At 56.3% G+C, this 13,468-nt stretch carries 13 protein-coding genes; 6 read left to right on the forward strand and 7 right to left on the reverse strand.

Annotated features, from left to right (window positions below; translation table 11 throughout):
- Positions 1-135: 135 nt before the first annotated feature.
- The 5 genes from JYB84_RS06030 to JYB84_RS06050 form a co-directional block, all read right to left on the reverse strand.
- Positions 136-588, reverse strand: coding sequence for a hypothetical protein (locus JYB84_RS06030; RefSeq protein ID WP_207322523.1), 453 nt, complete (start codon positions 586-588; stop codon positions 136-138).
- Positions 589-961: 373 nt separating this feature from the next.
- On the reverse strand, positions 962-1,342 hold the full coding sequence (locus JYB84_RS06035; RefSeq protein ID WP_207322524.1) for a hypothetical protein: 381 nt from the start codon (positions 1,340-1,342) through the stop codon (positions 962-964).
- Positions 1,343-1,366: 24 nt separating this feature from the next.
- Positions 1,367-1,903, reverse strand: a complete 537-nt coding sequence (locus JYB84_RS06040; RefSeq protein WP_228290898.1) for a hypothetical protein — start codon at positions 1,901-1,903, stop codon at positions 1,367-1,369.
- Between the two features lie 1,062 nt (positions 1,904-2,965).
- The gene (locus tag JYB84_RS06045) at positions 2,966-4,096 is read right to left on the reverse strand and encodes an acyltransferase family protein (protein WP_207322525.1); all 1,131 of its coding nucleotides are present in this window, start codon (positions 4,094-4,096) and stop codon (positions 2,966-2,968) included.
- Positions 4,097-4,303: 207 nt separating this feature from the next.
- The gene (locus tag JYB84_RS06050) at positions 4,304-5,107 is read right to left on the reverse strand and encodes a sulfite exporter TauE/SafE family protein (protein WP_207322526.1); all 804 of its coding nucleotides are present in this window, start codon (positions 5,105-5,107) and stop codon (positions 4,304-4,306) included.
- Between the two features lie 260 nt (positions 5,108-5,367).
- Here JYB84_RS06050 and JYB84_RS06055 point away from each other — a divergent pair, with 260 nt between their 5' ends.
- Positions 5,368-5,790, forward strand: a complete 423-nt coding sequence (locus JYB84_RS06055) for a helix-turn-helix domain-containing protein (protein WP_207323125.1) — start codon at positions 5,368-5,370, stop codon at positions 5,788-5,790.
- A gap of 35 nt (positions 5,791-5,825) precedes the next feature.
- On the opposite strand, the gene fos is transcribed toward JYB84_RS06055, so the two are convergent.
- On the reverse strand, positions 5,826-6,224 hold the full coding sequence (gene fos / locus JYB84_RS06060; protein ID WP_207322527.1) for a fosfomycin resistance glutathione transferase: 399 nt from the start codon (positions 6,222-6,224) through the stop codon (positions 5,826-5,828).
- Positions 6,225-6,508: 284 nt separating this feature from the next.
- Between fos and JYB84_RS06065 the strand changes: the two genes are divergently transcribed.
- From JYB84_RS06065 to JYB84_RS06085, 5 genes are all read left to right on the forward strand, one after another.
- Entirely contained in the window at positions 6,509-7,819 is a 1,311-nt protein-coding gene (locus JYB84_RS06065) for a methyltransferase (protein ID WP_207322528.1), read from the forward strand.
- Positions 7,820-7,965: 146 nt separating this feature from the next.
- A complete protein-coding gene (locus JYB84_RS06070; RefSeq protein ID WP_207322529.1) occupies positions 7,966-9,015 on the forward strand; it encodes a 3-oxoacyl-ACP synthase III in 1,050 nt (349 codons plus the stop codon).
- Between the two features lie 5 nt (positions 9,016-9,020).
- Positions 9,021-10,016, forward strand: a complete 996-nt coding sequence (locus JYB84_RS06075; protein ID WP_407696017.1) for an alpha/beta fold hydrolase — start codon at positions 9,021-9,023, stop codon at positions 10,014-10,016.
- Complete coding sequence (gene oleC, locus JYB84_RS06080; protein WP_207322531.1) at positions 10,013-11,686, forward strand: olefin beta-lactone synthetase; 1,674 nt, start codon at positions 10,013-10,015, stop codon at positions 11,684-11,686. Before JYB84_RS06075 ends, oleC begins: the two co-directional genes overlap by 4 nt.
- A 38-nt stretch (positions 11,687-11,724) precedes the next feature.
- Complete coding sequence (locus JYB84_RS06085; protein WP_207322532.1) at positions 11,725-12,810, forward strand: NAD-dependent epimerase/dehydratase family protein; 1,086 nt, start codon at positions 11,725-11,727, stop codon at positions 12,808-12,810.
- Positions 12,811-12,836: 26 nt separating this feature from the next.
- Here JYB84_RS06085 and JYB84_RS06090 read toward each other — a convergent pair whose 3' ends face one another.
- Positions 12,837-13,358, reverse strand: a complete 522-nt coding sequence (locus JYB84_RS06090; protein WP_207322533.1) for a cysteine hydrolase family protein — start codon at positions 13,356-13,358, stop codon at positions 12,837-12,839.
- Between the last annotated feature and the right edge of the window lie 110 nt (positions 13,359-13,468).

Below are 13,468 nucleotides of genomic sequence, written 5' to 3' on the forward strand. Positions count from 1 at the left end.
AGCGTTTTTGGCCCTCCGGTAAGGACACTATTATCTATTTGACAAAGGAAATCATATCAACGCCCTGTTAAGTTAAAAATGGTTGGCTATAATAGCGAAGCGATGGCCGACTTTTTTATCAGTTTAAGCAGCTTGTTAGGCATTTGGTGCGACCACATAGGTAGTACCATGTTCATTTTCCATTGTGCCTATTCTAAAGCGTTTGGAATCAACCAGATTTAACAATGTCTCGTTATTATTCTTTTCCCAGTCTACACCCTCAAAGTCGTAAGGGGACGGGGAATCATTTTCGTATGGACTGTGTAAATACACTGCATCATCGTATGAATGCTCGTGTATGAACCACCAACTTTGAATTGGACCACTTACTTTAGATTTGAACTCTTCAGCCATGTTAAGAACTTCATAGCCCAGTTTTAGTGATGATTCTCGATTTTCGGGGTGCTTATCTCCCTTGCCCTGCCAATCAACATGGCAATGCCAGTAATCGAACCATCCAGAGGTATCGAGACTCGAGAAGCTTCTTATAGCGGAAGTCCTCATCCTTTCCCAGTACCTATCCATTCTCTTTTTATATCTGCGATCCATGATGTATTGATGCCTAACGCCGCCAGCAGCGGCCGAGTGAAAAGAGGTCCAGCAACCAACGGGCGCGTTGCTGGCTGGCCTTGTTATACGCCTCTGTGTTGAAATCTATGTTTTGCTTCAGCTAGCGCATGCTTGAATTGAAAAAAGGCACAAATGCTTAATGGAATTATAGAAAAATGGGCTACACTTTCGAATTTGAAATCATTTGAATATGTCATCTGTCCAATAAGATACCCCAGTCCAAACAGCGCTATCATTGGCAAAGTAGTTAGGCTAAACCAAAACCAAGCCTCATTAAGTTGTTTCATAGTGTAATCATCCTATCAATTCTCCACGCATATAACGCTCAAAGCAAGCGCGCGGAACGCATTGGTTAGCTGCCTTGCCAAATTTCGTAGCCCCTAACTCCAGATTTTCTTGAAGATTTTAGAGGGATTAGCCCTTGAAAAAAGTGGTGATCTATTTCTTCCATGTCTTCTACAACAAGATTGTGAAGCTTATATAGAAGTTCAACCACAGACAAAGAAATACCGTTATCGGCTTCAATAATTATCTTTCGGTCTACCTGATTGTCGTTTTCGTAAGTCCAATATTCGATTTCTATCATTCTTTCCAGAATACAAATTTCATCTAATAAGTTTTCCTCGAATCCCTCTAACTGATATTTCAGAAGCGCTACCCTAAATTCATCGGAGTTCGTGTAAGTAGCACCGATAAAGCTCCAGCAAATATTTTCGAGAACGATGTCTTTCATCGAGCCTCCATTGCAGCTAACGCTTCAAGAACCGGTGCGGCTTTCCGCATCCGTGTTGCTTGACTTGTTATGTGGCAACTTGTTAAAAAACCTGACTTTACTACCAATAATGGCAGCAAGCCCGATAGTTAAAACAGCAATTGGTAAATCTATAAACCATGTCGGGGAAACATAGAACTCGCCCATTAATATAGAAACTAACGCAAAGCCGAATAATTCAGACAGCGAAACTACAGCTAACAAATGAAGCAATGTCTGGCTGCTTTGAGTGTTAGCGTAGAAAGACAAGACCAGTAAGCTCACTAGAATTGACGGGATGTAGTGGTAAATAAACAAATTCGATGGAGATTGGCTTGCCAGGTTATCTACGCCGTATAGCATTGACGAAGCAGTACTTACTGCAGTTTTAATTACAAAAAGAATCAGCGAATATTTAAGAATACTAAGAAAGTTCAAGATGGCTCCTTGCCACATAACATTTGTATAGTGTGCCGGCTTATTTATCTCCGCGTGGTAGGCCGGAGGCCTTTCGGCTTCAACTAACGGAATGAAGCAGTTCATTCCGTTACCTTACAGGTACGTTTTCGTCCTCAGACCAGTGAAAAGTGCGCCGGAGAATTCATCGATTATTCTTCGGGTTAGCCGATTTTGTCCACATCAATTTACAAGCAAAGCGTGCTGGCACACTTTGTACTTTTTATCGGCCTGTTATCTGAGTTTGATGTTCATTTAAAGCACTGATTTATTTCAATAATAGCTTGATTAAGCCAATGAAACCGTGCCATGGAATGCAGGAAACCGTGCTTGCGTTTTTGCTGGTGGCAATAACACTGCGAATCTTTGCGATGCAGAGGGAAACCGGGCGGCATTCAGGTTGCAAAGGAGTCGGCAAGCGACATGGCTACCGCACGGGTTGAAGTGGTTTTCTTCATCCCTGATTGTGATTTTTATCTCCTGATTCAGCATCTTGGCAGAGATGCTTGCTGTTCCGCAAGCAGAAATTTGATGTACCTCTTTGCCTTTGGTTTGAAGCCGTACATTTGCCTGAGTGGAACACCCAAAATTGGCACTGCCGCACCAGCGACCGTCCGAGCCATGGATGGCGAGGGGAGGCTATAGGGACATATTTACGCCGTGTCACGGGTGCGGCAGTGCGAAAGCCCACTGCAAGTGATTAATTGCATCTAATGCTGGACGTCAGGACTAAGCACAAAATAGCCGCTTTGCCAGCGGTAGAAAGTCGCGGCCTCCCAGCCCGCCTCCGGGCAAGGGGCTTTGCTCATTCAAAGCCCCTTGCATCCCAAAGGATGCCCCCGAACGGAGCCGAAGGCCCCTCGGGTTTATGGGCGAACCGGCCAACGCGACAGACTCTCGGATTTACGTCCATATAAATCCACCCCAATTCGGCCTCCATGCCTCGGTTGTTGCCGTTTCTTGCCCAACACCCTCGACTCTGGCTCCTGCTTCGTCCTAACTCCTGCATCCATGCAGTCGTCGGCGGCTCCAAAGGAGGGATTCAGGTGCAACAGTCAGGCTTTTGAATTGCTATTAAGCAGGCTTGATGTTTCTGCCAATGCTGGGCGGAATTCCACGCATTGGCACAGTCGCATCTGTGACCATCGGCTAGGTATTGGTTACCTGAGCATTAACCCCGTCAATGCGTTGCGACTCATCCTTGTTTCTTGCCAGGTATTTGCTCCTCAGCTTCAGGAAGGGGCGCTCGACCGTGAGATACAGGATTGCGGCGCCGGCCAGGACTGCGCCGCCGTAGACGGCAAAGGCCAGATAGTCGTTGTCAACCAGTTGGGGGCCAATCAGGGTTTTAACCATCTGAAATACTGACTTATGGGTCAAGTACATGCTGTAGGCCAGTGTGGCCAGCAAGGCTGCCCCCGGCACCTTGAATTTGCCTATGAGGGAGTTGGTACTGGATGCGGCAGCCACAATGAAAGCCAGGCTGAATGACAGCAAGGGGAAGCCTATTACAGTTGCCGTGAAGCCAAAGCGCTCCTTGAAAATCCAGATAGCCAGGCCAAGTCCTGCCAGCCCCGCAAGCAGTACCTTGTTGCCATGCTTAACGACAAGCTCCCAATGGGAAGGCTTAAACACCTTCAAGCCGGCCAGCAATACCCCGGCCAAGAGGCCATCGAGTCGGTTATAAGTGGGGTAATAGATGTTCTCAACGTAAGAGCGATAGACGGGAAAGGTATCGAGCTTGGTCAGCCACAGGTGACCCCTAAGCGCCATGCCAAAACCGATAATGGCGATGGCAAGTGCAAGCACCTTTGCGGTACTGCTTCTGTTCATCAGCAACCAGACGATGAGCGGGAAAAACAGGTAGAAATGCTCTTCCACACAAAGTGACCAGACATGGGAGAAGGTGTTGGTGCCCACGTCCACCTGCAGGTTGACGGAGAAGCTGAGAAATTGCCACAGCGGCGGTAATCCGTGTCCTTCCCGGGTGAAGGGCAGTAAAAAATACAGCAATACGACCACAGCATAGGCCGGCAGGATCCTGAAGGCCCGGCTGATGTAAAACTTGCCTATGTTTAATTCCCGCCGTTGCGCGATTGGCTTTAATAATTGCTCGCCAATTAAAAAGCCGCTGAGCACAAAGAAGAGATCCACCCCCATCCAGCCGAGAATGGAAAAGTCTCTGAAGGGCATGCTGAGGCCGGCGCCGGCCGTATGAAACAGCACTACCCACACAATGGCAATTGCCCGTAATAAATCAAGTCCTGGAAGCCTGGTCATTTCATTCCCTGTGTATTTATCCCTGCCGACCCCGCTGTAGAGGATTGGCCATGCTTTTTTTGACGGGCCATAATGCCGTGCTCTTCAGCCTTTCTCAAGCGTTCAGTATGGGTTCCTGAAATAGACCTCGGACATTAAGGTCTTGACCTCTGTTGCCGCCGCTTTGGCTCCGCCGCATCCAAGGCCGGTGCGCGGCAATGTCGTTCGCTAAATCACGGTAGCCAGCATCTTGATGCTCAGGGCCAAGGACACCAGGCCGAAGATGCGTTTCAATTGCACATCGGGCAGATTGTGGGCGCAGCGGGCGCCCAGGGGAGCTGCGGCTATGCTGGAGACTGTGATGATGAGGAAAGCCGGCAAATAGACGTAGCCCAGGCTATAGGGGATGGCCGAGGTATGTGACCAACCACTTACCATGAACCCCAGGGCGCCGGCGATGGCGATGGGAAAGCCTATGGCGGCAGAGGTGCCTATGGCCTGTTTCAGCGGTACGTTTTTATGGCCCAGGTAAAGCAGGCTGAGAAAGCCACCGCCGACGGCGGCCAGGGCCGATACCGAGCCTATGGTCAATCCGGCGAGCAGCAGCCCCGGCGGGCTGGCGGGCGATTGGCTGGGCCTGGGGCGCCAGTTCATAAACATCTGCAACGCAATCACGGCCATAAAGAGCGAGAAGAACAGGGCGATAAAAACCGGGTTGATTTGCGATGACCAGCGCGCCATCAAAAAGGCGCCGGTCAGGATCCCGCCGGCCATAAAGCCGACCAAGGGCCATTGCACCGCGCCTCGGGCGGCGTGGGCTCGAATGCTGGCGGCCGAGGTAATTATCATGCAGGTCAGTGCCGTGCCAAGGGCCAGGTGGATAACCTGGCTTTCTGCCATCCCCTGATAGCCGAACAGCATGGCGAGCAGCGGCACCAGTATGCCACCCCCTCCCACACCTAAAAGTCCCGCCATAAAGCCGACAAAGCCGCCCAGGGCCAGGTACAGCAATACAAATTCGATAGTTAACATACACACCTCACCTTTGCCCCGGAGCAATACGCCCAGGCTCAACATGGCCGTCAATTTGGATAGTTCAGGTTATTCATTTCCGGGTCCCCGACAGGGCTTGACTCTTGTCTTCGGGACCTCTGTGGCATAGCCTACAAGTTAAAGTCGACTTTAAGTCAATGGTGTTTTTCACCGGCGTGGCAGATGGCTTGCTATAGGGCTATTTCTGAGCAGCCTGGTGTGAAACACCGGATGAAGATAGTTTCGGGAACAAAGACATGATGGATATAGCTGAGGTGGCCAAGGCCTCGGGACTGCCGGCATCGACCCTGAGGTATTACGAGGAAAAGGGCCTGATCCAGGCCTGTGGCCGCAGTGGTCTGCGGCGACAATTCAGTGATTCAGTGTTGGAGCGCTTGGCGCTGATCTCCCTCGGGGGCGCCGTAGGTTTCAGCCTGGATGAGATGGTGCGCATGTTCAGCACGGATGCCGGCAGCATAGACAGGGGCCTGCTGGCGGCCAAGGCCGATGAACTGGATCGCAGGATTAACGAGCTGGTGGCCATGCGTGACGGCCTGCGCCATGCGGCCGAGTGCCGCGCCGCCAGTCATTTCGAATGCCCCAAATTTTTGCGCATACTGAAGGTGGCTGGCCGTGGCCGTTCAAGGTCACCCAATAAACTCAAGGCCGTCCGGAAAGCCTGACGTTAAGTAGATAAGTAATAAGTAAGTTTTAAGCATTAAAGCCACTGCAAACCGGGATAGGGGCGGGCTTTAAGGGCCGCCAGCCGGGATTGCAGGCTGCCCACATGGATCTCCAGCTGGTGGTCGTCGGGATCCAGCAAATACAGGGATTGGTCTTCGCTGCGATTGTGTTTCCATTCATTGACCCCGGCACTGCGCAGTCTGGCGGCAAAACCCGGGAAATCGGCTTCGGCTATGTCAAAGGCAATATGGCTGTAATCCCGGGCGGGCAGGGCGGTGTCGCATGAAAGGCACAGCCACAGTGCTCCCAGACTCAGGTAAGCGCCATTGTCCCAGCGCACCTGGGCCCGCATGCCGAGCAAATCCACATAGAAGGCCAGCGAGGTATCCAGATCCGTCACCGCCAGGGTGAGGTGATTAAGGCCCATCAGCATGCTGGTTCTCCAATGAATTCCACTTTCAAATCAATATGCTGTCATAGTTCATTCAAGATAAGCAAACAGACAGGGAAAACCTGTAACAGACGTTGCTGCACTCGGCAATGAGTGGCCGAAACGGCATTGACGGAAACGGCACTGACTGCAAAGGTACTGACAGAAAGTACAGTGGCACTAAGTGCCATGTTATACTGACCGGCCTGATTTCATCGTCCCCAAGAGCGTTTTCCTTGCCAGCCGAATCTTCGACCGCCAGCCCTGAGTCCCTGAAAAGAGATCTCATGAATTACCAGCCCCAGGAAGGCTCGCATCTGGAATGTGAGCTGGTGGAGGTACGTGGGACACTGGCGCGACTGGCGGCATTGCTGACCGAGGCGGCGCCCCTTTGGACGCCGCGCAGTTTCGAGTGGCGCGAGTTGCCCTGGCAAGCGCAGTTCCCGCACCTGGCCGAGCTGTTGTGGCGACTCGATGATGACACACTGGAAGCGCTGGATGCAGATCAGGAAAAGTTGCTGGAAAGCCTCTGGCCCAGCCTGATTCAGGATTTAGAGTTCCAGAATCTTGAGTCCCAAGGCATTGCAGTAACAAGCAGCCCTGTGTGGGACAAAGCACTCTTCGGCTGGCACCTGACCCCTTATCCCGAAACCAAGGGCGAGCTGTTGCCAAGGCAGCAGGAGGTGCACCTGGCCGCCGGGATCAAGGGCCGCAAGTGGCAGCAAATAAGCCGTTTTGCTTCTCTGGTGGCCATGGAGCCCTGCGAGCTGCCGCTGCTGGAATGGTGTGCCGGCAAGGGCCATCTGGGGCGCCTGCTCACAGCTGCTACCGGCCGCGAGGTGCTGAGTCTGGAGTGGCAGGCGCAGCTCTGTGTCGCCGGTGAAGAAGAGGCCAAACGCCGCGGTCTCAAGCAGCACTTTGTCTGCGCCGATGCCTTTGCCGCCAGTGAAGATGTGCTTCAGTCACACCAGCACGGGGTGGCGCTGCACGCCTGCGGTGAGTTGCACCTGAACCTGATGCGCCGGGCGGCGCGGGCAGGCACCCAGAGGCTGTCGATTTCGCCCTGTTGCTATCATCTTATTCCCTCCGGCGATCTTGAGCCCATCAGCCAAAGTGCCAAAGCGCTTAATTTCCGCCTCGACCGCCACGGCCTGCAACTGCCGCTCAATCACAGCGTGATTGCCAATGCCAAGGCTCGGGCCGACAGGATGCAGGAAGTAAGCTGGCGCCTGGGCTTTGACAGCCTGCAGCGCCAATTGCGCGGTATGGATGAATACCTGCCGCTGCCATCTGTGCGCCAGAGCCAGCTGTCCGGCAGCTTCGAGGCGTTTTGCCGTTGGGGCGCCGAAGTGAAGGGCCTAACGCTGTCCGACGAACTGCCGCTGGAACCCTTCCGTCTGGAAGGGCAGCAGCGAAGGCGCCTGACCGCCCGCATCGATGTCGCCGCCCACCTGTTCCGCCCTGTGATAGAGCATTTTCTGTTGCTGGACAGGGTGGCCTTTTTGCTGGAGTCCGGCTACCGGGTGAGCCTCGGCGCCTTCTGCGAACAGCAGGTGACCCCCCGCAATGCCCTCATTCAGGCGGTGCGCCGCGGCTGATGGCCACGGACGCAGTGCTGTTAAGTGCGATTTTTTATTGAATACCCCGGCGATTCTTGGTCAAATGTCGCCAGTTTGTGGCGCCGCGCCACCTTATAGATAAGAAAAACACGGCCACCAAGGCCCGAGAGAGCGATTGGCTTTTAATGAAATATTCCCGCGTGTTTATCAATAGCCTGGCCTATGAACTGGCGCCGGAAGTGGTGTCCAGCTCAGAGCTGGAGCAGCGCCTGGCACCCCTGTACCAGAAGTTTCGCATTCCCATGGGCCAATTGGCGGCCCTGACCGGCATCAACGAGCGTCGCTGGTGGCCCAAGGGACACAAGCTGTCCGACGGTGCCATAGATGCTGCCCGCAAGGCCCTGGCCGAGACCGGGCTGAGCGGTGATGACCTGGGGGCTTTGGTCTATACCGGGGTGTGCCGCGATCAGCACGAGCCAGCCACCGCCTGCCGCATTGCTGCCGCCCTTGGTGTTGGCCGCGAGACCGCCATATACGACATCAGCAACGCCTGCCTCGGGGTGCTGTCCGGCATTCTCGACATTGCCAATCGCATCGAGCTGGGCCAGATTCGCGCCGGCATGGTGGTGTCCTGTGAATCGGCCCGCGACATAGTGGACGTGACCATAGACAGCATGTTGGCCGAGCCCACCATGCAGAATTTTGCCCAGTCCCTGGCGACCCTCACTGGTGGCTCAGGGGCCGTGGCGGTGATCCTCACCGACGGCAGCTTTGAGCTGGCCACCGACCGCAACCATCAGTTACTCGGCGCCAGCCATTTGAGCGCCCCCGAGCATCACCAGCTGTGCCAATGGGGCCTGCAGGAAGCAGGACATAAGCTGTACCGCGAATTTATGCGCACCGACGCCGTGGCCCTGCTCAAGGAAGGGGTGGAGCTGGCCAAGCACACCTGGCAACATTTCCTCGCCCAGCGCGACTGGCTGGTGGAGCAGGTGGACAAGGTCATCTGCCATCAGGTGGGGGCCGCCAACCGTAAACAGGTGCTGAGCGCCCTGTGTATTCCGGAAGAGAAAGAATTTCCCACCTTCCAGCTGCTGGGCAACATGGGCACTGTGTCCTTGCCCGTGTCGGCGGCCATGGCCCACGATCAGGGGTTCCTGCGCCGGGGCGATCAGGTGAGCTTCCTCGGTATAGGCTCGGGACTGAACTGCATGATGCTGGGGATCCGCTGGTAATGGACATGAAGATGGAACACACGCTTGAGCGCCTGCTGCCGTTCGCCAGAAACTGGTTTCACAACAAGGGTAACCGCATTCACTATGTGGATGAGGGCCCGGCGGCGCCCAAGGGCACCGTGGTCATGGTGCACGGCAACCCCAGCTGGAGCCTGTACTACCGCAAGCTGATTGGCGCCCTGAAACAGGATTACCGCTGCATCGCCATGGACAACGTCGGCTGCGGCCTGTCGGACAAGCCCAGCGACAAGGGCTACGACTACACCCTGGCACGGCGCATCGACGATCTCGATTCCCTGCTGGATAAGCTGGGTGTCGATGGCAAGGTCACCCTGGTGGTGCACGACTGGGGCGGCATGATAGGCATGGGCTACGCCGCCAAACACCCGGAGCGCATCGAGCGCCTGGTGATCCTCAACACCGCCGCTTTCCACATACCTGAGACCAAGGCCTTCCCCTGGCCGCTGTGGATCTGCCGCAATACCTTGCTCGGCACTGTGCTGGTGCGTGGCTTCAACGCCTTCGCCGGTATTGCCTCCTATGTGGGCGTCAAGCGCAAGCCCATGGACCCTGAACTGCGCCGGGCCTACGTGGCGCCGTTCAACAGCTGGACCAACCGCATTTCTACCTTAAGGTTTGTGCAGGATATTCCGCTGCACCCCAGGGACAGGGCCTTTGAGCTGGTGAGCAGCATAGAGCAGAGCCTGGGCCAATTTACCGAGACCCCAACTTTGATCCACTGGGGTCTGAAAGATTTTGTGTTCGACCGCCACTTCCTTGAAGTGTGGCGCCGGAAACTGCCCCAGGCACAAGTGCATGCCTACGATGACTGCGGTCACTACATACTGGAAGATGCCAGCGACGAGGTCATAGCCTCAGTGTGCCGTTTCCTCGGCCTCGATGTAACAGGTGCAGGCGTCAGTGTGCCAGCTCATGCCGATGCTGACAGCGCCAGCACAGAAAGTGCCGAGGCCAGTGCACACAGCGCCGGGGCCCAATGATGGCCAACCTCTGCCGCCATTTGCGTGAGGCCGCGATGCAGCGCCCCAATGAGCTGGCGGTGGCGGTGCAGCAGTGTCGCTTGGGCAAGGTATTCTACCTTGAACTGACCCAGGCCGAACTTGAGCGTCGCAGTGACGCCATAGCCCACGGCCTCAATGCCATCGGGCTCAAGGCCGGCATGAAGGCTGTGCTGATGGTGACCCCGGGGCTGGACTTCTTTGCCCTGACCTTTGCCCTGTTCAAGGCCGGCATTATCCCTGTGATGGTGGATCCCGGCATGGGCGTGCGCAATCTCGGCCAATGCTTTGAAGAAGCCGCCCCCGATGCCTTTATCGGTATTCCCAAGGCCCACCTGGCCCGGCGACTGTTTGGCTGGGGCAAGCACAGCATAAAGCAGTGTATCCGCGTTGGCGGCGGCCGTTTAATCTCAGGTGCCGGCGAGTCGCTGGCGGCCTTAGAGGCCCGCGGCGCATCCATGGGGGCCTATCCCATGGTGACCCTGGATGAGGATGCCCTGTGCGCCATACTGTTCACCAGCGGCAGCACCGGCATTCCCAAGGGCGTGGAGTACAGCCACGCCATGTTTGAGGCGCAGATCTCCGCCCTCAGACAGGACTATGGCATCAGCGCCGGTGAGCGTGACCTGTCCACCTTCCCGCTGTTTGCCCTGTTTGGCCCGGCGCTGGGCATGGCGTCCATAGTGCCGCACATGGATGCCAGTCGCCCCATCAAGGCCAGGCCCGAACTCTTGTTCGCGGCCATCCGCGACTATGGCTGCAGCAATCTGTTTCTCAACCCGGCGTTGCTCGACAAGCTCGGCCGGGCAGGGGAGTCAGCCGGACTTAAACTTGCCAGCGTCAGGCGAGTGATTTCCGCCGGTGCCCCGGCCAACCTCGATGCCATAGCGCGCTTTGCCGCCATGCTGGCGGAAGATGCGCCCATCATCAATTCCTACGGCGCCACCGAGGCCCTGCCCATTGCCCGTTGCGACACCAAACAGCTGCTTGAGAGCGCCGAGCGCACCGAGCAGGGCGGCGGCATCCTGGTGGGCAGGCCCATTGCCGGGGTACAGCTTGCCATCATAGCCATCGACGAAGCTGCCATAGCCACATCCAATGACTGGACAACCCTGGCACCCTGGGAGATAGGCGAGATAGTGGTTAAGGGCCCCATGGTCAGCCGGGCTTACTATCAAAGGGCCGAGGCCAACAATCTTTCCAAGGTGGCCGATGCCGATGAAGTGGGCTCCCTGTGGCACCGGATGGGCGATCTCGGTTATCTCGACGATCAGGGCCGCCTGTGGATGTGTGGCCGCAAGGCCCACAGGGTGGATGCCACCGCCCAGGGCGCCTTTGCCAAGCGCTATTTCTCCATTCCCTGCGAGCGGATTTTCAATACCCATCCCCAGGTCAAACGCTCGGCGCTGGTGGGCGTACACAGGCACGGCGACAAGATCCCGCTGGTGTGTATCGAACTCGACAAGTCCCAGGCCTGCGGCAATGCCAAGCAGCTGTACCGCGAGCTCAGGGAGCTGGCGGAGCAGCACGAGCTGACCCGCGGCATAGATTATTTCCTTATCCATGAGGGCTTTCCCATGGACGTGCGCCACAATGCCAAGATTTTCCGCGAAAAGCTGGCCCTGTGGGCGGAAAAGCAATTGCACCTTTGAAGCCCTAACAAAAGCCTGATAACGCCAGAGATCCCTTTATGACGACAACAGCCGTGGCCGCAGCAAGCCGGTTTGCACTCCATCCCAAGCATCTGCAAGCCGCCACCGAGCTTGGCAATCAGGTCAAGCGGGTGCTGGTGACCGGCGCCGGTGGCTTTCTCGGTAAGGCCCTCTGTCGCCAGTTGCTGCAGGGCGGTATTCAGGTGGTGGGGCTCGCCCGCTCAGACTATCCCGAGCTTGTCGCCATGGGCGTGGAAATGCACCGGGGGGATATTGCCGATCCCGCCGCCGTCGCCAGGGCCATGGCCGGTTGCGAGTTGGTGTTCCATGTGGCTTCCAAGGCCGGAGTTTGGGGCAGTCTCGACAGTTACCGCAGTGCCAATGTCGACGGCGCCGCCGCCGTGCTGGCCTGCGCTGCAAGTCACGGCGTCAGGGCACTGGTCTACACCAGCACCCCCAGCGTGACCTTTGATGGCGTGGATGAAGACGGCATTGACGAGTCGGCACCCTATGCCAGGCGCTTTCTCAACCATTACGCCGCCACCAAGGCCGAGGCCGAGGCCATGTTGCTGGCGGCCAGCTCACCCGAACTGCCGGTGACGGCACTGAGGCCGCACCTTATCTGGGGCCCGGATGACGCCCATCTGGTGCCCAGAGTGCTGGAGCGGGGCCGCACCGGTAAACTCAAGCTGGTGGGCGCCAAGGACAAGCTGGTGGACACCATTTATGTGGACAACGCCGCCCATGGCCACGTGCTGGCGGGCCTGGCGCTGCTGAAAGACAACAGCCCCTGCGCCGGCAAGGCCTATTTCCTCAGTAACGGCGAGCCCGTGACCATGGCGGAAATGCTCAACCGTATCCTGGCCTGCGCTAATCTGCCGCCGGTCGGCAAAAGGGTGCCGGCCGCTGTGGCCTATGGCGTCGGTGCGCTGCTGGAAGGCCTCTATGGCCTGCTTGGCAAGCGCGAGGAGCCGCTGATGACCCGCTTTGTGGCCAAGCAATTATCCTGCAGCCATTACTTCGATATCTCCGCCGCCTGCCGTGACCTGGGTTATGAGGCCCATATCAGCCTCGACGAGGGCATGGCGCGCCTCAAAGCCTCGCTGAAGCCTTTAGCTGGTTAAAGTCCTGAGCCGCAATCCTCCTTGCCTCAGGCAAACCAGTCCTGACTGCTGCTGACCGTCACCCTGTCCGCCAGGGCGCGGATGGCGATGGCATGCACCAGAGGATCAGGGGCGGCACACAGATCCTCCAGCACCACCATCTCCAGCCTCGTTCCCCAGGGCGACAGGGCCGTGTGAGTGATGCAGTTCTGGGTCATCATGCCGGCGAGCAGCAATCGGCTAACCTTGAGCTTTTGCAACAAGTCCGCCAGTTGGGTATTTCTGAAACTGTCGGCATGGCGCTTGTCCACTACCCAGCTCAATTCTTGCAGTTCGGGATGCAGTTCTAGGTGGAATTGTGCACCGGCGCTGCCTTCATTGAAAAAGGGCGCCGCAGCGGATCCCAAATGCCTGATGGCGATTATGGGCATCTGCGCCGCCTTGGCAGCACTTATCACTTGCCTCAGCCGCGGCAGCAGGCTATCTGCGCCATGCTGCGGATACTTGCCCCCCTCGAAATAATCGTTTTGAAAATCAATCAGCAGCAGCGCCGTGTTTTTGGTGTGCATCTCTGTTCTCCCTCTGTTGAATGCCCAGACAGGATGCCCTGAAATCTAAGGATGCAGCAGTGGCTTAGGCGACACATTCAGTGCAGAATGCGACATCTTGTTGATGGAGC

The sequence above is a fragment of the Shewanella cyperi genome (genome assembly GCF_017354985.1).
GTDB classification, from domain to species: Bacteria; Pseudomonadota; Gammaproteobacteria; order Enterobacterales; family Shewanellaceae; genus Shewanella; species Shewanella cyperi.